The organism is Aliiroseovarius sp. PrR006, assembly GCF_010500215.1.
Classification (GTDB): domain Bacteria; phylum Pseudomonadota; class Alphaproteobacteria; order Rhodobacterales; family Rhodobacteraceae; genus Aliiroseovarius.
The window spans coordinates 41,376-58,739 of the sequence record NZ_JAAGOY010000010.1; the positions used below are offsets into that span (position 1 = coordinate 41,376).

The 17,364-nt window shown below is 61.3% G+C and carries 20 protein-coding genes; 11 read left to right on the plus strand and 9 right to left on the minus strand.

Translation table 11 applies throughout. The annotated features are described in order from the left end of the window. Positions 1-34: 34 nt before the first annotated feature. Entirely contained in the window at positions 35-1,756 is a 1,722-nt protein-coding gene (locus G0Q00_RS14935; protein ID WP_163040792.1) for an acyl-CoA dehydrogenase, read from the plus strand. Then, complete coding sequence (locus G0Q00_RS14940) at positions 1,753-2,796, plus strand: MBL fold metallo-hydrolase (protein WP_370458587.1); 1,044 nt, start codon at positions 1,753-1,755, stop codon at positions 2,794-2,796. Before G0Q00_RS14935 ends, G0Q00_RS14940 begins: the two co-directional genes overlap by 4 nt. Positions 2,797-2,875: 79 nt before the next feature. Here G0Q00_RS14940 and G0Q00_RS14945 read toward each other — a convergent pair whose 3' ends face one another. Beyond that, positions 2,876-3,829, minus strand: coding sequence for an NAD(P)-dependent oxidoreductase (locus tag G0Q00_RS14945; RefSeq protein WP_163040794.1), 954 nt, complete (start codon positions 3,827-3,829; stop codon positions 2,876-2,878). A 163-nt stretch (positions 3,830-3,992) separates the two neighbouring features. Here G0Q00_RS14945 and G0Q00_RS14950 point away from each other — a divergent pair, with 163 nt between their 5' ends. The 3 genes from G0Q00_RS14950 (at position 3,993) to G0Q00_RS14960 (ending at position 5,302) form a co-directional block, all read left to right on the plus strand. Then, positions 3,993-4,439 (plus strand): DUF6173 family protein, encoded by a 447-nt coding sequence (locus G0Q00_RS14950; protein WP_239058480.1) that lies wholly within the window; start codon positions 3,993-3,995, stop codon positions 4,437-4,439. 95 nt (positions 4,440-4,534) lie between these two features. Next, positions 4,535-4,669, plus strand: a complete 135-nt coding sequence (locus tag G0Q00_RS14955) for an aa3-type cytochrome c oxidase subunit IV (protein ID WP_163040796.1) — start codon at positions 4,535-4,537, stop codon at positions 4,667-4,669. Positions 4,670-4,705: 36 nt separating this feature from the next. Next, the gene (locus G0Q00_RS14960) at positions 4,706-5,302 is read left to right on the plus strand and encodes a hypothetical protein (protein ID WP_203565023.1); all 597 of its coding nucleotides are present in this window, start codon (positions 4,706-4,708) and stop codon (positions 5,300-5,302) included. An 8-nt stretch (positions 5,303-5,310) separates the two neighbouring features. Here G0Q00_RS14960 and G0Q00_RS14965 read toward each other — a convergent pair whose 3' ends face one another. Together G0Q00_RS14965 and G0Q00_RS14970 are read right to left on the minus strand one after the other, a co-directional pair. Next, complete coding sequence (locus G0Q00_RS14965; RefSeq protein ID WP_163040797.1) at positions 5,311-5,643, minus strand: AzlD domain-containing protein; 333 nt, start codon at positions 5,641-5,643, stop codon at positions 5,311-5,313. Next, positions 5,643-6,353 (minus strand): AzlC family ABC transporter permease, encoded by a 711-nt coding sequence (locus G0Q00_RS14970; protein WP_163040799.1) that lies wholly within the window; start codon positions 6,351-6,353, stop codon positions 5,643-5,645. Before G0Q00_RS14970 ends, G0Q00_RS14965 begins: the two co-directional genes overlap by 1 nt. Before the next feature lie 47 nt (positions 6,354-6,400). Here G0Q00_RS14970 and G0Q00_RS14975 point away from each other — a divergent pair, with 47 nt between their 5' ends. Genes G0Q00_RS14975 through G0Q00_RS14985 form a run of 3 tightly spaced genes read left to right on the plus strand, consistent with a single transcriptional unit; the run spans position 6,401 to position 9,665 of the window. Next, entirely contained in the window at positions 6,401-7,291 is an 891-nt protein-coding gene (locus G0Q00_RS14975; protein ID WP_163040801.1) for a formate dehydrogenase accessory sulfurtransferase FdhD, read from the plus strand. Continuing rightward, complete coding sequence (mobA, locus tag G0Q00_RS14980; protein ID WP_163040802.1) at positions 7,288-7,908, plus strand: molybdenum cofactor guanylyltransferase MobA; 621 nt, start codon at positions 7,288-7,290, stop codon at positions 7,906-7,908. Before G0Q00_RS14975 ends, mobA begins: the two co-directional genes overlap by 4 nt. Continuing rightward, positions 7,905-9,665, plus strand: coding sequence for a bifunctional molybdopterin-guanine dinucleotide biosynthesis adaptor protein MobB/molybdopterin molybdotransferase MoeA (locus G0Q00_RS14985; RefSeq protein ID WP_163040804.1), 1,761 nt, complete (start codon positions 7,905-7,907; stop codon positions 9,663-9,665). Before mobA ends, G0Q00_RS14985 begins: the two co-directional genes overlap by 4 nt. Before the next feature lie 91 nt (positions 9,666-9,756). Here G0Q00_RS14985 and smpB read toward each other — a convergent pair whose 3' ends face one another. Genes smpB through dapA form a run of 3 tightly spaced genes read right to left on the minus strand, consistent with a single transcriptional unit; the run spans position 9,757 to position 11,641 of the window. After that, positions 9,757-10,239, minus strand: a complete 483-nt coding sequence (smpB, locus tag G0Q00_RS14990; protein WP_163040806.1) for an SsrA-binding protein SmpB — start codon at positions 10,237-10,239, stop codon at positions 9,757-9,759. 41 nt (positions 10,240-10,280) lie between these two features. Further along, positions 10,281-10,766 carry a tRNA (N6-threonylcarbamoyladenosine(37)-N6)-methyltransferase TrmO gene (gene tsaA / locus G0Q00_RS14995; protein ID WP_163040808.1) on the minus strand — a complete coding sequence of 162 codons (486 nt, stop codon included), beginning with the start codon at positions 10,764-10,766 and terminating at the stop codon, positions 10,281-10,283. Next, positions 10,766-11,641 carry a 4-hydroxy-tetrahydrodipicolinate synthase gene (gene dapA, locus G0Q00_RS15000; protein ID WP_163040810.1) on the minus strand — a complete coding sequence of 292 codons (876 nt, stop codon included), beginning with the start codon at positions 11,639-11,641 and terminating at the stop codon, positions 10,766-10,768. The genes tsaA and dapA overlap by 1 nt, the downstream gene beginning before the upstream one ends. Positions 11,642-11,787: 146 nt before the next feature. Here dapA and G0Q00_RS15005 point away from each other — a divergent pair, with 146 nt between their 5' ends. After that, complete coding sequence (locus G0Q00_RS15005) at positions 11,788-13,749, plus strand: lytic transglycosylase domain-containing protein (protein WP_163040812.1); 1,962 nt, start codon at positions 11,788-11,790, stop codon at positions 13,747-13,749. Here G0Q00_RS15005 and G0Q00_RS15010 read toward each other — a convergent pair. After that, the gene (locus G0Q00_RS15010) at positions 13,739-14,602 is read right to left on the minus strand and encodes a DMT family transporter (RefSeq protein ID WP_163040814.1); all 864 of its coding nucleotides are present in this window, start codon (positions 14,600-14,602) and stop codon (positions 13,739-13,741) included. The two genes, G0Q00_RS15005 and G0Q00_RS15010, sit on opposite strands and share 11 nt — an antisense overlap. Before the next feature lie 9 nt (positions 14,603-14,611). After that, the gene (mnmD, locus tag G0Q00_RS15015) at positions 14,612-15,301 is read right to left on the minus strand and encodes a tRNA (5-methylaminomethyl-2-thiouridine)(34)-methyltransferase MnmD (protein ID WP_163040816.1); all 690 of its coding nucleotides are present in this window, start codon (positions 15,299-15,301) and stop codon (positions 14,612-14,614) included. A gap of 55 nt (positions 15,302-15,356) precedes the next feature. Here mnmD and G0Q00_RS15020 point away from each other — a divergent pair, with 55 nt between their 5' ends. Both G0Q00_RS15020 and G0Q00_RS15025 read left to right on the plus strand, forming a co-directional pair. After that, complete coding sequence (locus G0Q00_RS15020) at positions 15,357-16,397, plus strand: FAD-binding oxidoreductase (protein ID WP_163040818.1); 1,041 nt, start codon at positions 15,357-15,359, stop codon at positions 16,395-16,397. A gap of 14 nt (positions 16,398-16,411) precedes the next feature. Then, the gene (locus tag G0Q00_RS15025; protein ID WP_163040819.1) at positions 16,412-16,816 is read left to right on the plus strand and encodes a VOC family protein; all 405 of its coding nucleotides are present in this window, start codon (positions 16,412-16,414) and stop codon (positions 16,814-16,816) included. Here G0Q00_RS15025 and G0Q00_RS15030 read toward each other — a convergent pair. After that, positions 16,807-17,352 (minus strand): NADPH-dependent FMN reductase, encoded by a 546-nt coding sequence (locus G0Q00_RS15030; protein WP_203565024.1) that lies wholly within the window; start codon positions 17,350-17,352, stop codon positions 16,807-16,809. The two genes, G0Q00_RS15025 and G0Q00_RS15030, sit on opposite strands and share 10 nt — an antisense overlap. Between the last annotated feature and the right edge of the window lie 12 nt (positions 17,353-17,364).

Here is a 17,364-nt window from a genome sequence, read left to right on the forward strand (position 1 = left end):
TAAGGGCCAATGTCCACGAAGCCAAGGATCGAACATGACTTATCGCGCCACAACTGATGACTTTCAATTCCTGTTCGACCACATCATTGGCTATGACGACATCGCCGCGACCGAGCTTTTTGCCGAAGCGCCGGGCGATATGGCGACCGCCGTTCTGACGGAAGCGGGCAAGATGTGCGAAGACAAGCTGGCGCCCTCGCACCGTGATGGTGACCTGACCCCGGCAGTGCTGGAAAACGGCGTCGTGCGCACCTCTCCCGGTTTTGCCGACAGCTACGCCGCGATTGCCGAAGGCGGCTGGATTGGCATGGCTGCGGACCCTGAGTATGGCGGCATGGGCCTGCCGTTGACCCTGCAAACCGCCGTGAATGATATGATGTCAGCCGCGAACTTGTCACTGCAGCTTTGCCCGCTGATGACCCAAGGCCAGATCGAAGCGTTGGAACATCATGCCTCGGACGAGCTGAAAGCGCTGTACCTGCCCAAGCTGATTTCCGGCGAATGGGCCGGCACCATGAACCTGACCGAGGCACAGGCCGGGTCGGACGTGGGCGCGCTGACTTCAAAAGCCAGCGACAATGGCGACGGCACCTATGCGGTCTCGGGCCAGAAGATCTTCATCAGCTGGGGTGACAACGACATCACCGAAAACGTCTGCCATCTGGTTCTAGCGCGTCTGCCTGATGGTGCTGCGGGCACCAAGGGCATCTCGCTATTCCTTGTTCCGAAATTCATCCCCGATGCCGACGGCAACCCGGGCGAAAAGAACGACCTGCGCGTCGTCAGCCTTGAGCACAAGATGGGCCTGCACGGCAGCCCGACGGCTGTTATGTCTTTTGAAGGTGCGCGCGGTTGGATGATCGGCGAGCCGCACAAAGGCATGGCCGCCATGTTCACCATGATGAACAACGCCCGTCTGGGTGTGGGCGTGCAGGGTCTGGGTGCTGGCGAAGGTGCCTATCAGAAAGCGCTGGAATACGCGCTGGAGCGCAAGCAGGGCCGTACGCCGCTGGGCGAAAACGGCACCGGCATGATCGTTGATTTCGCCGATGTGCGCAGGATGCTGACGCAGATGCGCTGCGAGTTGTTCGCCGCGCGCGCCATGGCACTGTCGCTGTCCAAAGCCATCGACATGGCCACCGCCACAGGGGATGACAGCTGGAAAGCCCGCGCCGCCCTGCTGACCCCGATCGTCAAAGCCTACGGGACCGAGACCGGCATTCTGGTCAGCCATCTGGGCGTGCAGGTTCATGGCGGCATGGGCTTCATCGAAGAAACCGGCGCCGCGCAATACTGCCGCGACGTGCGCGTGACCGCAATCTACGAAGGAACCAACGGCATTCAGGCGATGGACCTTGTGGGTCGTAAGATGATGGACGGGGGCGAGGCGGCCTTCCGTCTGCTGGAAGAAATCGAAACCCAGGCCGAAGGCGCCCGCGCCATGTTCCCCAATATGTCCGAAGCCGTCTGGTCGGCTGCTGAAGACCTTCGCGAAACTGTCGAGTGGATGGTCGAACAGGGCGACATGCAGGACCGCTTCGCCGGTGCTGTGCCCTTCCTGATGGGCTTTGCCCGCGTGTTGGGGGCGCATATGCATCTGAAAGCAGCGATTGCAGAAGGCGGCAACGGTCCACGCACGGAACTGGCTCGTTTCCACATCAACCGCCTGCTGCCCGAACACGTCGCCCAGTTCGCCCAAGCCCGCGCAGGTGCGGCGGGTCTCTATGCGCTTAGCCCGGAAGATCTAGCATCGTGAGCGACGTAACGACCGGAAAGCTGGACTTTCCTTTCCCCGACGCGCCCGGTGAGGGCGAGGTGATCGAGGTGGCAAAAGGAGTGCTTTGGGCGCGCTTGCCGCTGCCGATGGCCTTGGACCACGTGAACGTTTTCGCCTTCGAGGACCCCGAAGGCTGGACCATCGTCGACACCGGCTTTGACACCGGCAAGACCCGCCGCATTTGGGAAAAGCTGCTAGCGGGCCCCTTGGGTGGCAAGCCGGTGGTGCGCGTGATCGTCACCCATCACCACCCCGACCACGTAGGCCTCGCCGGTTGGTTCCAGCGCGATCATGGCGCGGAACTAGTTACGACGCGCACCGCGTGGCTCTTTGCTCGGATGCTACTGCTCGATGAACAGATGGAACCGGTGGACGAAACGCTCGCCTATTGGCGTGCGGCAGGAATGGACCGCGAGGTGTACGAGAAACGCCTGACCGAGCGCCCCTTCAACTATGCCGACATCGTCGCTGACATGCCCCTTGGCTTCAAACGCATCAAGGAAGGCCGCCGCATTCATTTCGGCGGGCGCGATTGGGACGTTCGTATCGGCAATGGTCACGCACCGGAACACGCCACACTCTGGTCGACAGATGGGGAACTGGTGATTGGCGGCGATCAACTCCTCGCCACGATCAGCCCGAACCTTGGCGTCTATGCGACCGAACCCGATGCCGATCCCGTGGGCGACTGGCTGGAAGCCAATGAACGCCTGAAGCAATACGCTACACCCGGTCAATTGGTCCTGCCCGGCCACAAGCTGCCCTTCACAGGCTTGCCCACACGGATGCGGCAACTGATCGACAACCACCACAGCGCGCTGCGCCGGTTGGAAGAGTTCCTGTCAGAACCCCACACCGCAGGCGAATGCTTCCCGCCGCTCTTCAAACGCGAGATCAAGGGCGGGGAATACGGGCTGGCACTGGTCGAGGCCGTGGGCCACCTGAACCACCTTCTGCACGAAGGCCGCGCCACCCGCACCAAACGAGAAGATGGCGCGTGGCTGTGGAAGGCCGTCTGACCTCCACGCGCTTTTTCTTGTCGAAAATATCCTGAGGGAGCGTGAAACCCACACGGGTTTCGCGCGGGGGCAAAGCCCCTTAACCCCGACCGCGCGCAGGCACCACCTCGTATCCCGGCTCTTCCGGTTCGTCATCCACCATCTCGGCCGGGAACCCGGGCGCGGTGATGTCCAGACCCGTGGCCTCTTCCAAACGGCGAATGATGTCGTCTGACTGCGCACGCTCGCCGTAACGCGCAATCCCGTCCTTGAAAATCTCGATCATCAGGGGCGAGATTTCCAACGGTACGCCGGTGCGCTCGGCAATCTCTTGAAAAAGGCCAATGTCCTTTTTCACAAGGTCCATCGTGAAGGAAATGTCGCGCGATCCGTTCAGGATCACCTGACTTTCAGTCTCGTGCACAAAGGACGTGCCGGATGAAATCTTGATCGCCTCATAGGTGGTCGCCAGATCCAACCCGGCAGCCTTCATCGTCACCAGCGCCTCGCAACAGGTCAGCAGGTTCGCGGTCGCCAGATAGTTGGTCATCACCTTCAGGACCGAGGCCGAGCCCAGCTCTCCGGTATGCAGCACGCGACGTCCCAGCACCGTTAAGATTGGCAGCACGCGCTCGAACGTCGCCCGGTCACAGCCCGCGAAGATCGAGATATTGCCCGTATCCGCCCGGTGGCACCCGCCCGAGACTGGGCAGTCCACCGCCGCGCCACCACGCGCGATAACCTCGGCACCTAGTCGTTTCACTTCGGCCTCGTCCGTGGTGGACATTTCAAGCCAGATCTTGCCCTCTCGCACCTCGCCCAGCATCTCGCTGACCACAGCGTTACAAGCCGCAGGCGAAGGAAGGCAGGTGATCACCACGTCGCAGTCCCGCATCAGGGCTGCTGGACTGTCTGCCGCCTTTGCTCCGCGTGACACGAACCCAGCGACGAACTCGGAATTCAGGTCCAGCACCGTCAGGTCCTTGCTATTTCGCAACAGGCTTCCCGCCAGTTTGCCACCAACATTCCCTAGCCCTACAAATCCGATCTTCATGCAAATCCTCCTGATTTCCGGTCAGGCTTTCAGCGACACCCCCACCTTTCTGTCCTGTTTCCGACATCGCGCCGGATTTGTGATCCTCATCATTTCGTGACGTGACGCGCGGCGCTCGCTGTGTAATCTTCGCATTGTGTAACTTTTGAAGAATGGTGCCTGAATGTCCGACGACGCCCCCAAAAACCCAGTACGCCAACCACGCGCGCACACAATTGATTGCAGCGAATCCGGGCCTGTCGCGGTCGAAGACAAACCGCTGCCCGCCAAGGTGGCAGAAACGCCGGTCGAGCAGAAAAGCCCCGCCCAATGGGCCTATGAGCGCCTGATTCTCTACATCAAGAACTTCGAAGAGCAGCTGGACAACGAACACGAGGTCGCCATGGGCTTTGCCGGCGGCGATGCGGGCGTTCTGCGGATCGAGGGGATCGGCTATTTCGACCCGGACATCATTACCTATTACGGATCCGACGGCGAAGGCACAAAAACCCAACTGGTACAGCATGTCAGCCAGTTGTCGGTCATGTTGCGTGCTCTGCCCAAACAGATCGAAAGCGCCGAACCGAATCGCATCGGGTTTCGCTTGGCCGCCCAACTGGAAGAAGAATAGACGCAAACTGTATGCCGAGGGGAATCCGGGCCGTGACAGAGGCCCGGAAATCCGTTATTCGGTGCAAAACGCAAACTCAGAACAGGATTTGAACAATGTCTGATCACGTGCATGGCACCATGGATACCAGCGCCCAGGAAAAAACCTATGCGGGCTTCATCAATGTAACCAAATGGTCGGTCATCGTTATTCTGGCCGTTCTGGTGTTCATGGCTCTGGTTGGCGCCTAAAACCACCCCCCATCATAGTTCAGGTTCGAGGGTTTCATGGTACGATTGCTTGCAGCGCTTTCGTTGATTGTCGCGCTTGCCGGTTGCGGTGGCGCAGACAACATCTGGGCCAGCGATCAGACTGTGGCGGATGCCGTGTATCGGCATGACGGTCCGCCGACCCTCACCCTGTTTACTGTGATCTCGAAGGCATCCGGGTCGGGCGCGCATTCGGCGCTGATGATCAATGGATCGCAGCGCCTGATTTTTGATCCGGCCGGCACGTTCCACCACCCCAATCTGCCTGAACGCCATGACGTGATTTATGGCATGACGGACCCGGCGGTGGATTTTTACATCGATTACCATGCCCGCGTGACCTATGACGTGGTCCGGCAGGACATCGTGGTGTCGCCGCAGGTGGCTGAAATGGCCAAACGTGCGGTTGAACAATATGGCGCGGTCCCCAAGGCGCATTGCGGCCAGTCCGTCAGCGCCATCCTGCGCAGCCTTCCGGGGTTCGAAACGATCCCGCAAAGCTATTATCCGAAGAAGATCATGAACGCGTTTGGCGCGCGCCCCGGAGTACGGACGAAAACCTTCAGCGACGACGACCCGCATAAAGGTGGTCAGATCAGAACGCGCAACATCTAAGCCCCGCGTTATCCCAGCAGAAACAGCAGCCCGTACAGCGTCGCGGCCCCTGACAGGATCGCGGCCAGAACGTTTTTGCTGAAATACCCCACCGCCAATGTCACCAATGCGGCCCCCAAGCGTGCGGGATCAGGGTTGCCCCCTGTCGCAGCAGGCCAAAAGACCAGCGGCGCGACCAACCCCGGCAGCACCGCTACGGGCGTATAACGCAGGTGCCGCAGCACCCATTCAGGCATTTGTCGATCACCGATTATTCCCAGAAAGCTGAAGCGGATCAGGAAGCTACCAATTGCCATCGCGAAGATGACAAACCAGACGGTGGTGTGGTTCAGTTCTTCCATCAGGCAGCCCTCCGTTCCATGTATAGCTCGATCTGCGCGCCCACGACCATCGCTCCGATCGCCGCCACCAACAGGCCCGAGCCATAGGGCATCCACGCCATCAGAAGCGCCAAGACAACCGAGGTCAGTGCCGAGGCCACATGCGCCATCGTGCGCAGCGCGGGCGCAATCATGGCCAGGAAAGTAATCGGCAAGGCGAAATCCAATGCGAACTCAGGAGGCACCTGCGCCCCGGCGACTGCACCAAGGTATGATGCGCCGTACCAGAACGGCGCCAGAGGGGCGACCGTTCCAACGTAATAGGCAAACCGCTCGGACACGGTCAGCTCGCGCTCCATCTCGAACTTAATCTGCGACAGGGCGTAGGCCTGATCCACCATCAGATAGGCCACCAAGCCACGCTGCCAGATCGGTGCGCTGCCCAGATAAGGGGTCAGTGACGCGCTGTACATTGCCATGCGCATGTTCACAGCCAACGAAGTCAGAATCACGATCACGGTGGGGGCGTTCTCGGTCATCAATTGCACAGCGGTGAACTGCGCGGCCCCCGCAATGACCAGGATCGAAAAGCCCATAACTTCGGCCACATTCATTCCCGCTTCGGTCGCCACCACGCCGAAAAGCGCGGCAAAGGGGATGATCACCAGAAGAAACGGTAAAGCATCGCGTGTTCCGCGCAGGAATTGTCGTTTCGGGTTGGACGTGGTCATCGGGAATTCCTAAGTTACCCCTAACGCTTACGGCGTCCGTGCAGGAGTTGCAATTGGCCACTGAACTAGATCTATCCGAATACCTTATCGCGCCCGACCCCGGCGCGGCGCGTTTGACCCGTGCTGTTGCAGGCCATGACGAAACTGGCGCGCCCGTGACCATCAAAGTGGTGGAAGAGCGCCCGTTGACCATTTTCCTGAACCGGCGCGAGATCGTGACCGCCATGACCATTGGCGACTATCCCGAATATCTGGCGCTGGGATTTCTGCGCAATCAGGGGATGTTGTCCGAGAACGACCAGATCATCGGCGTCGACTATGACGAGGACATCGATACCGTCGTCGTGCGCACCGCCACGGAAACGGATTACGAAGACAAGCTCGCCCGCAAAACCCGTACTTCGGGCTGTGCCGTGGGCACGGTTTTTGGCGACATGATGGAGGGGCTCGAGGGGCTGACCCTGCCCGCGACGCCGGTGAAAACCTCGTGGCTTTATGCGCTGTCGCAAAAGATCAACCGTACGCCCTCGCTGTATCTTGAGGCTGGCGCGATCCACGGCACGGTGCTGTGCGAAGGTGACCGCCCGCTGGTCTACATGGAGGATGTGGGCCGCCATAACGCCGTCGATAAAGTGGCAGGCTGGATGCTGGATCAAGGTGTCACCGGCGCGGACAAGATCCTTTATACCACCGGGCGCCTGACGTCCGAGATGGTGATCAAAACCGCACAGATGGGCATTCCCGCTCTGGTCTCACGATCGGGCTTCACCGCATGGGGTGTCGAGATTGCAAACGAGATCGGGTTGACCCTGATCGGTCGGATGCGTGGGCAGCGGTTTACCTGTCTGGCCGGAGAAAGCCGCCTGATCCGAGATGTGGACCCGGCCCATGTAGGGCACGAAGATCGCAAACATCGGCGCAAAGGAGCAGGCGCATGACCCGGCCCCTTGGCATCATTCTGGCAGGCGGTTTGGCCACCCGCATGGGCGGCGGAGACAAGGGGCGTCTGCCCTTAGGCGATGGCACGCTTTTGTCCCACGTAATCGACCGGCTGGCGCCTCAGGTCGATGGCATGGCCCTGAACGCGAACGGAGACCCCGCGCGGTTTGCCGACACCGGCCTGCCTGTCCTACCCGATAGCATCGACGGCTATGCAGGCCCGCTGGCGGGCGTCTTGGCCGGGCTCGACTGGGCCGCCGAACAAGGCGCGACCCATGTGGTATCCGCCGCCGCCGACACACCGTTCTTCCCGCGCGACCTTGTGGATCGCCTGCTGATCGCTGCACAGCGCGACGGCACGGACATCGCGCTGGCCGCCACGCTGGATCCACAGCGCGGTGCCATGCGACAACCGACCTTCGGCCTTTGGCCCGTGGTTTTGCGCGACGATCTGCGCGCGGCGCTAAACGACGGCTTGCGTAAAGTCGTCCTGTGGACGGACAAACACAGCGCAGCAACCGCCAGCTTCTCCCCCACGCCCTTTGATCCGTTTTTCAACGTGAACACCCCAGACGACCTTGCCCAGGCCGAACAGCTTTTGGAGACCGCTTCATGAAAATCTTCGGCGTCACCGGCTGGAAGAACTCGGGCAAAACGGGGCTGATGGAGCGTCTGATCACCCATTTCACCGCCCAAGGCCTGCGCGTCTCGACCCTGAAACACACCCATCACGGCGTGGATCTGGAAAAACCCGGAACGGACACGCACCGCCACCGTCTGGCGGGCGCGCAAGAGGTCGTGCTGGCCTCCTCCGCCCGCATCACCTCCCTGCACGAGCTGCGCGATGACCCCGAACCCCGGCTGGCCGAACTGATCGCAGGCCTGAGACCTTGCGACCTCGTACTGGTCGAAGGCTTCAAAGGCGCACCGCATCCCAAGATCGAGGCGCACCGATCCGAGACCGGCGAAGACCTTCTGGCACCAGACAACGACACGATCCGCGCCGTGGCCAGCAATGAAGCCCTGCCCGATTTGGACCTGCCTGTTTTCGATCTGGATAACACCGCCGCGATTGCAGCCTTCATCGCAGATGTCACCGGCCTTGCGCCCCGCGAACCGAAGGGGTTGAAGAACGACTGCTTTGCCCTGCCCCCTGGCGTGCATTGGACTCCGGTCGACGAAGCTCTCGAGACACTGCGTGACCGCCTATCGCCTGTGGTTGGAACCGAAACTGTGCCCACCGCAACCTCCCGCGGCCGCATCCTTGCAAGTGACCACATGGCCGCCCGCTCCAACCCACCCGGCGCAAACTCTGCCGTCGATGGATACGCCTTCGCCTACGCGGGGCTGCCCGAAGGCGACGTGATCGGACTGCCCCTTATGCCCGAGCGCGCCGCTGCCGGGGGACCGTTCACCGGCACCGTCCCGATGGGCCACGCCATCCGCATCCTGACCGGCGCGCTTCTGCCCGACGGCGTGGACACGGTGGTCTTGCAAGAGGACGTCCAAATCGATGGCCAAACCCTGCGCTTCCCTGCCGGCGTCAAACCGGGCGCCAATGCCCGCGCGGCAGGTGAAGACGTCGAAGCCGGCAAGCTGGCGCTTCCCATGGGCCACAAGATGCGCGCGCCCGATGTGGCGCTACTCTCGGCACTCGGTCTGCCCAACGTCCAAGCCTTCAAGCCACTGCGGGTCGGTGTCCTATCCACCGGCGACGAACTGGCCGAGCCCGGCACCACGACGGACACCGCCCGCACCTATGACGCCAACCGCCCGATGCTTCTGTCGCTGGCCGAGGGCTGGGGCTATACCCCCGTCGATCTAGGCCACGTGGCCGACGACCGTGACGCCCTGCGTGCGGCCTTCGACAAAGCCGCGACGCAAGCCGACGTCATCCTGACCTCTGGCGGTGCGTCCGCCGGGGACGAGGATCACGTCTCAGCACTTTTGAAAGAAACCGGTTCTCTGCACCACTGGCGCATCGCCATTAAACCCGGCCGCCCGCTGGCGCTGGCCCAATGGAACGGCACGCCTGTCTTTGGCCTGCCCGGCAATCCGGTCGCAGCCCTTGTCACTACCCTGATCTTCGCACGCCCGGCGTTCTCGGTCCTTGCAGGCGGCCCGTGGCTGACCGCGCCCGGAACCATGCTCCCCGCCGCCTTCAGCAAATCCAAGAAAGCAGGCCGCCGCGAATACCTGCGCGCGCGCCTGAGCGAAGACGGACAGATCGAAGCGTTCAAATCAGAAGGGTCTGGCCGCATCTCGGGCCTGTCATGGGCCACCGGGCTGGTCGAACTGCCAGACGAGGCGATGGACATCACTCCCGGCACCCCCATCCGCTTTATCAGCTATGACAGTCTCGGGATCACCTGATCCGCATTTTCTTGTCAAAAGTATCCTGGGGTGTATGCGCGCAGCGCAGAGGGGCAAGGCCCCGCAGGCTCACGAAGTCAGCCACCGGACGTTAGTCGCCATGACGCAGCAAGCGCTGCTTCTGACGACCCCAATCGCGCTTGGCTTCGGTCGCGCGCTTGTCATGGGCTTTCTTACCCTTGGCAATACCCACCTTCACCTTCACCAGACCTTTGTGATTGAAATAGATCACCAGCGGCACAAGGGTCATGCCCTTCCGGCTGGTCGCATTCCACATCTTGGAAATCTCGCGCTTCGATGCCAACAGCTTGCGCTTGCGGCGTTCCAGATGCCCCCAAGTCACGGCCTGTTTGTAGGGCGCGATATAGGCGTTGGTCAGGTAAAGTTCGCCGTCTTCCACAGCGACATAGCTTTCAGCAATATTCGACCCACCCTGACGCAGCGATTTCACCTCAGAGCCCATCAACACGATGCCGCATTCGATGTCTTCCTCGATCGCATAGTCATAGCGTGCACGCCGATTGTCGGCGATCACTTTGTAGTTTGCGTCTTCTTTGGTTTTTGCTTTAGCCATGTGCCGGATGTAGGGCTTGCACCGCGAACTGTCCAGACTGCTCAGGCAACCGGCGCATCAATCGTGGCGATCCATGGCTTCAAATCCACCACTGGGGTGGCGTCGAAACAGTCCAACGCATCAATGCCAATGACGCCAGCCTCGATATCCAGTGACACAATCTGAACCGTGCTCATCGCAATCGGATTCGGACGACTGGGCGAGCGCAGGGAAAATACCCCGCGTGGAGCGTCCGCGTGACGCGGGCTTTGCACGATCAGATCGCGACGCGCCTGATCCATCCAGTAGAGCACGATGATGTGCTGACCGACGGTGAAGTCCTTGATGCCGGGTTGATAGCCCTCGGCCAGTTCAATCCGAAACGCACCGCCCTCTTCGGCCACACGCTTGCGCGCGCCGGCCACGTTGCCCGGCGCATCGCCCGGTTGCCACGGGGTGCGGACATGCCCGATGAAGGCCACGCGCGGCCCGTCACTGTCGGCAGGGTCGAAGGCGAGTTGAACCTCGCCTTCGCGCCTATCACTCATCAGTTGATCAGCCCGGCATGACGCATGGCAGCGTCGATGGCGGATTTGGTCTCGTCCGACAGTTCAACCAGCGGCGAGCGGACTTCTTCGGTGCAGCGGCCCAGCTTGGACAGCGCGTATTTTGCGCCACAAGTGCCCGGCTCCATAAAGATCGCCTGATGCAGCGGCATCAGCTTGTCAGCGATTTCCAACGCCTTGCTGAAATCACCTTCCAGCGTTGCGGCCTGCATATCCGCGCAAAGACGCGGGGCCACGTTCGCCGTGACCGAGATACACCCCACGCCACCTTGGGCGTTGAACCCGTGCGCCGTGGCGTCTTCGCCCGACAGCTGGATGAAATCCGCACCACAGGTCATGCGCTGAAAGCTGACACGCGCAAGGTCGCCAGTGGCGTCTTTCACACCCACGATGTTCTTGTGCTTAGCCAGTTCGCCCATGGTCTCGGGTGTCATGTCGACAACCGAGCGGCCGGGGATGTTGTAGATCACAATGGGCAGGTCGACGGCATCGGCAATCGTCTCAAAGTGCGCGACAAGGCCGCGCTGGGTCGGCTTGTTGTAATAGGGCGTCACCACCAGACCGGCAGCAGCGCCAACACGCTTGGCGAACTCCATAAAGCGCAGGGCTTCGGCGGTGTTGTTCGAGCCTGCGCCGGCAATGACCGGCACGCGGCCCGCAGCGGATTCCACTACGGCTTCGATGACGGCTTCGTGCTCGTCATGGGTAAGGGTCGGGCTTTCGCCAGTCGTACCCACAGGCACCAGACCGCTCGAGCCTTCCTCGATCTGCCATTCGACCAAGCGTTTGAGCGCGTCGAAATCCACTGCACCGTCCTTGAACGGCGTAACCAGGGCAGGAAGAGATCCTTTAAACATGACACGCTCCATTTTTGTCTGTGTTTCCAATCACGTCTGCGAAGATCTGCTGAATCGCTCCGCAAACGCGGCGGAAACTAGCCGGGTTCGACAGAAATGCCAAGTTTGTGTGTTGCGTGTTAGCGCCATAAAGCTAGGTTTTGCACATGAACAGGATCAAATCGCGCCTCATACCGGCCCTGACGGTGGCCGCCAGTATTGGTTTTGCCGCAAGCACCCCCGCTTTCACACAGAATGCCGGGGCCGTTTCGGCCTTTAAAAAGGCTATTGAAAGCGCCCGTGCCGAGGAATGGGGCACCGCCCGCAGCCAAGCCGCGCAAGGCGGTGCGTTGGCTGCTGACATCCTGGAATGGCACCGCTTGCGGCAAAGCGAAGGCAGTTTTGCCGACACCCGCGCCTTTCTGGCCCGCAATCCCGACTGGCCCGGCCTAAAGCTTCTGCGCAAACGATCCGAAGAATCAATTCCGCGCAATCACACACCGACCGAGGTTCTGGAGTTCTTCCGCGACCAGCCGCCGCAAACCGGGCGCGGCGCGTTGCGTCTGGCCGAGGCGCTGAAGGCCACCGGCAACAGCGAAGAAGCGAAGGCGCAGATCATTCTTGGTTGGATTTCACTGTCGCTGGACGAAGACGAACACGATGCCTTTGTCTCGCGCTATGGCAACACACTGCGGTCCTATCATTGGGACCGGGCCGACATGCTGCTGTGGCGCGGCGCCACCACCGAAGCCGGGCGCATGATGCCGCTTTTGTCGTCCGGACAGCAGGCGCTGACCAAGGCCCGCATAGCGCTGCGTAAAAAGCAAAACGGCGTGGATGCGCTGATCAAAGCCGTTCCCGCCAGCCTGTCAGATGATCCGGGACTGGCCTATGAGCGCTTCCTCTGGCGCGCCTCGAAAGGGCGCAATCAGGATGCGGTGGATTTGATGTTGGAGCGGTCGACCTCGGCCCAGTCCCTTGGCGCGCCCGAGCGTTGGGGCAGTTGGCGCCGCGTCTTGGCGCGCTGGTCGATGCGCGATGGAAAGCCGAAGCAGGCCTATCGCCTGGCTACGTCGCACCACATTGCCGATGGCTCCAGCCGCAACGACTTGGAATGGCTGGCGGGATACATCGCCTTGCGCAAGCTTAACGATCCGGCGACGGCGCTAGAGCATTTCCAGACCTTCCAGCTGGGCGTCGAGACCCCGATCAGCCTTGGCCGCGCCGGATATTGGCAGGGCCGCGCCTATGAGGCATTGGGCGACAAGATCAGCGCGCAGGCCTCCTACGAATATGGTGGCGAGTTCCAGACCAGTTTCTATGGCCTTCTGGCGGCTGAGAAGGCGGGCCTTCCGATGGATCCCCGTCTGACCGGGTCCGAACCCTTCCCCGATTTCCGGCAGGCCCGTTTCTGGGGTGGATCGGTGATGGAAGCTGCCCGTCTTCTGCAAGCCGCAGGAGAGCTTTATTGGGCCGAGCGGTTCTCGGTCCATCTGGCCGAAAGCCTGACCCGAGAAGAGATCGGGCAGCTGACTGCATGGGCGGAAAGCGTAAGCGAGCCGCACCTGCAGGTGATGATCGCCAAACAGGCCGCACGGCAGGGCCACACCATCGCCCGCCCCTATTTCCCGACGCCCGACATCGGGCGCGGCAACCGCACCGTCCCGCGTGCCTTGGAGCTGGCCATCGCCCGGCGCGAAAGCGAGTTTGATCCCGAGGTCGTCTCGGGCGTCGGCGCGCGCGGACTGATGCAGCTGATGCCGGGCACCGCGTCTGACATGGCAAAACGGCTGGACATGCCCTATTCCAAAGCTCGTTTGACCGAAGACCCCGCTTATAACACGCGGCTTGGCTCCGAATACCTTGCAAAACTAATCGAAGATTTCGACGGCAACCCGGTTCTGATCTCGGTGGGTTACAACGCTGGCCCCAGACGCTCGCAAAACTGGACCGAGAGGTTCGGGAATGTGCGGTCTTCGTCGGTGGATATCATCGACTGGATCGAGCACATCCCGTTCCGTGAAACCCGCAACTATGTGATGCGCGTCACCGAAAGCCTGCCGATCTATCGCGCACGGCTGACGGGCAAGACACAACCGCTGCGCCTGTCGAAAGAGCTTAAGAAGTAGAGCGTCGGCTGCGGATCAGGGTGAAAATGCCCGCCGACACAACGATTACCGCGCCGATGACGACATTGGTGTGCAAGGTCTCGTTAAAGACCAAGACGCCGATGAAGCTGACGAAGACCAGTTGCAGATAGGCGAAGGGCTGGACGGTGCTGGCTTCGGCGAATTCATAGCATTTGATCAGCAGCCAATGGCCCAGCACGCCAGTGCAGCACAGAAGCGCCATCCACGCCCAATCGCCTTGTGACATAGGCTGCCAGAACCAGATGCCTATTGCGGTCATCACCACCGCGCCGATGACGCCGGTCCAGAAAAAGCTGGTCTGCGTGCTGTCCGTCTTGGCCGCCAACCGTGTCATCAAGCCATAGACGGCAAACATCGCAGCCCCCAGCAGCGGAATGATTGCGTAAGGCGAAAAAACGCCCGAGCCCGGCTGTAGAATGATCAGGATACCGATGAAACCAACCCCAATAGCCGCCCAACGACGCCACCCCACATGCTCGCCCAGAACACGGCCAGACAGTGCTGCAACCATCAGCGGGTAAACGGCGAAAATTGCGTGGCTTTCCACCAGCCCCAGCAGTGTGAAGGACAGAACGGTCACACAGATCTCCAGCGCCAGCAGCGCCCCACGTGAGATTTGCAGCCAGAGGCGGGCGGGACGCAGCGCCTGAGACAAAGCATTGTTGCGATGTGTGATCCAGATAACGAAGGCCGCGAAGAACCAATAGCGGATCATCACCACCATCCAGACGTTGTATTCGCCGCCCAAATGGCGCGAGATCCCGTCCTGCATCGCGAAGACGAAGGTGGTGGCCACCATCAGCCAGATGCCGATTTGATTGTTGCGCTCCATTGCGTCCCCTTAAGGTCGCAAAATTCCGCGGCTCATATGCCGCTTGCGCCCGTATCCGGGAACACGTTCCACGTCGAATCCCGCCGCGTCTAGGGCGCGACGGACAAAACCTGCGGCGGTATATGTCGCAAACGTGCCATTTGGCGCGGTGTGGGTTCCGACTTCGCCCATCAGCGCCTCGCCCCACAGCTCGGGGTTCTTGGCGGGCGAGAACCCGTCGAGGAACCACGCATCCGATTTGCCGTCCCATGTGGCGAGGGTTTCGCGGGCATCGCCCTCGATCACCTCGACGGCGAACCCGTCCAGATCAAACCGACGTGCACCTTCGGCCCATGCCGACAGGAAAGGACCTGCGACCGCGTGCGCCTCGGGGAAAGCGCGCAGGGCGCGGTCAATGTCGACCGCTTCCATCGGGAAAGCCTCGAAGGACGTGAACCCAGCCCCCTCGGGCGACCCCGCCGCAAGCCACGCGATGAACGCCGCCAGCATGTTCAACCCGGTGCCAAAGCCCAGCTCGGCAATCTGGAAACCGGGGCGAAACCGCGCTGCCAATTCATTGCCGTCGATGAAGACATGCCGCGTTTCGGCCAGTCCATCTTCCAGCGAGAAATAGGGGTCGTCAAACTGCTCGGCCACCGGCACGCCGCTGTCTTTCCACGTGATACTCGCCGTGGTGGTCGTTGTCTGGCGCTTTGTCATGATCTGCCCTAGAACGCTGATGAAACCCGCGCGACCATGAAGAAGGAACGGCCCAATGGCAATCGCTGATGTGACAGTTTACGGCGCGGGGATCTTTGGCCTGTCGGTCGCGTGGAGCTGCGCCAAGCGGGGCGCAAAGGTGCGGGTAATTGACCCGAACGGGCCGGGCGCGGGATCATCCGGCGGTCTGGTCGGTGCGCTGGCCCCGCATGTGCCTGAGCGCTGGAACGCGAAGAAAGCCTTTCAATTCGACAGCCTGATCATGGCGGAAGCGTACTGGGCCGAGGTCGAGGTGGTGTCTGGCAAATCCCCCGGCTATGCGCGGTCTGGCCGGTTGCAACCCATCGCGGACGACCGCCTGTTGGACCTCGCCAAAACCCGCGCGGTCGAGGCCGAAACCCTGTGGCAGGGGAAAGCGGTCTGGCAAGTCCGCCCGACCTCGGACTTCCCGGATTGGGCGCCAATCAGCCCGACAGGGTTCCTGATCTACGACACGCTGACCGCCCGGATGAGCCCCCGCCGCGCAGGCGCCGCCTTGGTCGCTGCGATCCAAGCCAAGGGCGGCGAAATCGTGACCGACGGCCCCTCGGAAGGGACCGAAGTCTGGGCGACCGGCTGGCAGGGCATGGTGAAACTGTCCGAGGAATTGGGCAAACCTGTCGGCAACGGCGTCAAAGGCCAAAGCGCGCTTCTGGATTACGACGCGCGCGAGATGCCGCAGCTTTTCGCAGATGCGGTGCACATCATCCCACACGCGGACGGTACCGTCGCAATCGGATCGACCAGCGAACGTGAATTTGACGATCCCTCTAGCTGCGACGAGGCCTTGGACGAAGTCATCGCCCGCGCCCGCGCCGCCTGTCCGGCCCTTGCAAATGCACCCGTAATCGAACGCTGGGCTGGCGTCCGCCCCCGCGCCAAATCCCGCGCGCCGATGCTGGGCGAATACCCCGGACGCCCCGGTGCCTTCATCGCCAATGGCGGCTTCAAAATCGGCTTCGGCGTGGGCCCGCGCGTAGGCGAGTTGATGGCGGATCTAGTACTGGAAGGACGTGACGACATCCCCGAAGATTTCCGGGTCGAGGCGAGCCTGTAGCGAGGAGAAGTTCGATGATCCCAACACTGAGCGCACTGGATCACCTTGTGTTGACGGTGGCGGACATCGACCGCACCGCCCAATTCTATTCGGATGTTCTGGGCATGTCGGCCAAACAGTTCGAGGCAACAGACGGTTCAATGCGCTGGGCGCTGAGCTACGGCGATCAGAAGATCAACCTGCACCAAGTAGGGAAAGAGTTCGACCCGAAGGCCTACTGCCCAGCGGCGGGCAGCGCCGACCTGTGTTTTCTGACCGAACATCCACTCGCTTCGTGGCAAGATCATCTTGCCATGCAGGGTGTGACAATCATAGACGGTCCCATCCACCGCAGCGGCGCACAGTTTCCAATTACGTCGATCTACATCCGCGATCCCGATGGCAACCTGATCGAAATCGCCCAGAAGCGTCAGGACTGATCGACAGCCGCGCGCAGCTTCTCCATCAGTTTTCCAAGATTGGCCTTGTAGCGCTCATTCGTCAAAACACCATCCGCATCGAACTCTTTTGAACTGCCTGCCACGGCGATCTCGGTCCCGATCACTAGCTTCGGCTGAAACGGCACCATTGCTGCCACCAACGACGCCTGCGCCCGCTCTCCGCCCGCGCGACCACCAGCGGCAGACATAACGGCAACAGGCTTTCCCTGCCAAGGATGAGGCTTCACCCGGCTGACCCAATCCAGCGCGTTCTTCAAAACGCCGGTCAGCATCTTGTTATACTCTGGGGTCGAAATGATCACCGCATCCGCCGCTGCAATCTGTGCCGCCAATTTTGCAACGCCCTCGGGGATCCCCTCGGCATCCTCAAGGTCACCATCGTAAAGCGGCAGGTTCAAATCTGCCTCGATATACTCTGCGTCGCCATAAAGCCGCGCAGCATTTCGCAGCAGGAACCGGTTCGTTGCGTCTTTACGCAGGGAACCGGACATGCCAAGCAATTGGTGTTTGGACAATGAAGCCTCCTT

Coding starts and splice junctions, on each gene's coding strand:
- G0Q00_RS15020 (WP_163040818.1), top strand. CDS start 15,357: ATGGCAATCGCTGATGTGACAGTTTACGGCGCGGGGATCTTTGGCCTG.
- G0Q00_RS14950 (WP_239058480.1), top strand. CDS start 3,993: ATGTCCGACGACGCCCCCAAAAACCCAGTACGCCAACCACGCGCGCAC.
- G0Q00_RS14965 (WP_163040797.1), bottom strand. CDS start 5,643: ATGGAAGAACTGAACCACACCACCGTCTGGTTTGTCATCTTCGCGATG.
- G0Q00_RS14985 (WP_163040804.1), top strand. CDS start 7,905: ATGAAAATCTTCGGCGTCACCGGCTGGAAGAACTCGGGCAAAACGGGG.
- G0Q00_RS14960 (WP_203565023.1), top strand. CDS start 4,706: ATGGTACGATTGCTTGCAGCGCTTTCGTTGATTGTCGCGCTTGCCGGT.
- mobA (WP_163040802.1), top strand. CDS start 7,288: ATGACCCGGCCCCTTGGCATCATTCTGGCAGGCGGTTTGGCCACCCGC.
- mnmD (WP_163040816.1), bottom strand. CDS start 15,301: ATGACAAAGCGCCAGACAACGACCACCACGGCGAGTATCACGTGGAAA.
- G0Q00_RS14970 (WP_163040799.1), bottom strand. CDS start 6,353: ATGACCACGTCCAACCCGAAACGACAATTCCTGCGCGGAACACGCGAT.
- G0Q00_RS15025 (WP_163040819.1), top strand. CDS start 16,412: ATGATCCCAACACTGAGCGCACTGGATCACCTTGTGTTGACGGTGGCG.
- G0Q00_RS15005 (WP_163040812.1), top strand. CDS start 11,788: ATGAACAGGATCAAATCGCGCCTCATACCGGCCCTGACGGTGGCCGCC.
- G0Q00_RS15010 (WP_163040814.1), bottom strand. CDS start 14,602: ATGGAGCGCAACAATCAAATCGGCATCTGGCTGATGGTGGCCACCACC.
- tsaA (WP_163040808.1), bottom strand. CDS start 10,766: ATGAGTGATAGGCGCGAAGGCGAGGTTCAACTCGCCTTCGACCCTGCC.
- G0Q00_RS14945 (WP_163040794.1), bottom strand. CDS start 3,829: ATGAAGATCGGATTTGTAGGGCTAGGGAATGTTGGTGGCAAACTGGCG.
- G0Q00_RS14955 (WP_163040796.1), top strand. CDS start 4,535: ATGTCTGATCACGTGCATGGCACCATGGATACCAGCGCCCAGGAAAAA.
- dapA (WP_163040810.1), bottom strand. CDS start 11,641: ATGTTTAAAGGATCTCTTCCTGCCCTGGTTACGCCGTTCAAGGACGGT.
- smpB (WP_163040806.1), bottom strand. CDS start 10,239: ATGGCTAAAGCAAAAACCAAAGAAGACGCAAACTACAAAGTGATCGCC.
- G0Q00_RS14935 (WP_163040792.1), top strand. CDS start 35: ATGACTTATCGCGCCACAACTGATGACTTTCAATTCCTGTTCGACCAC.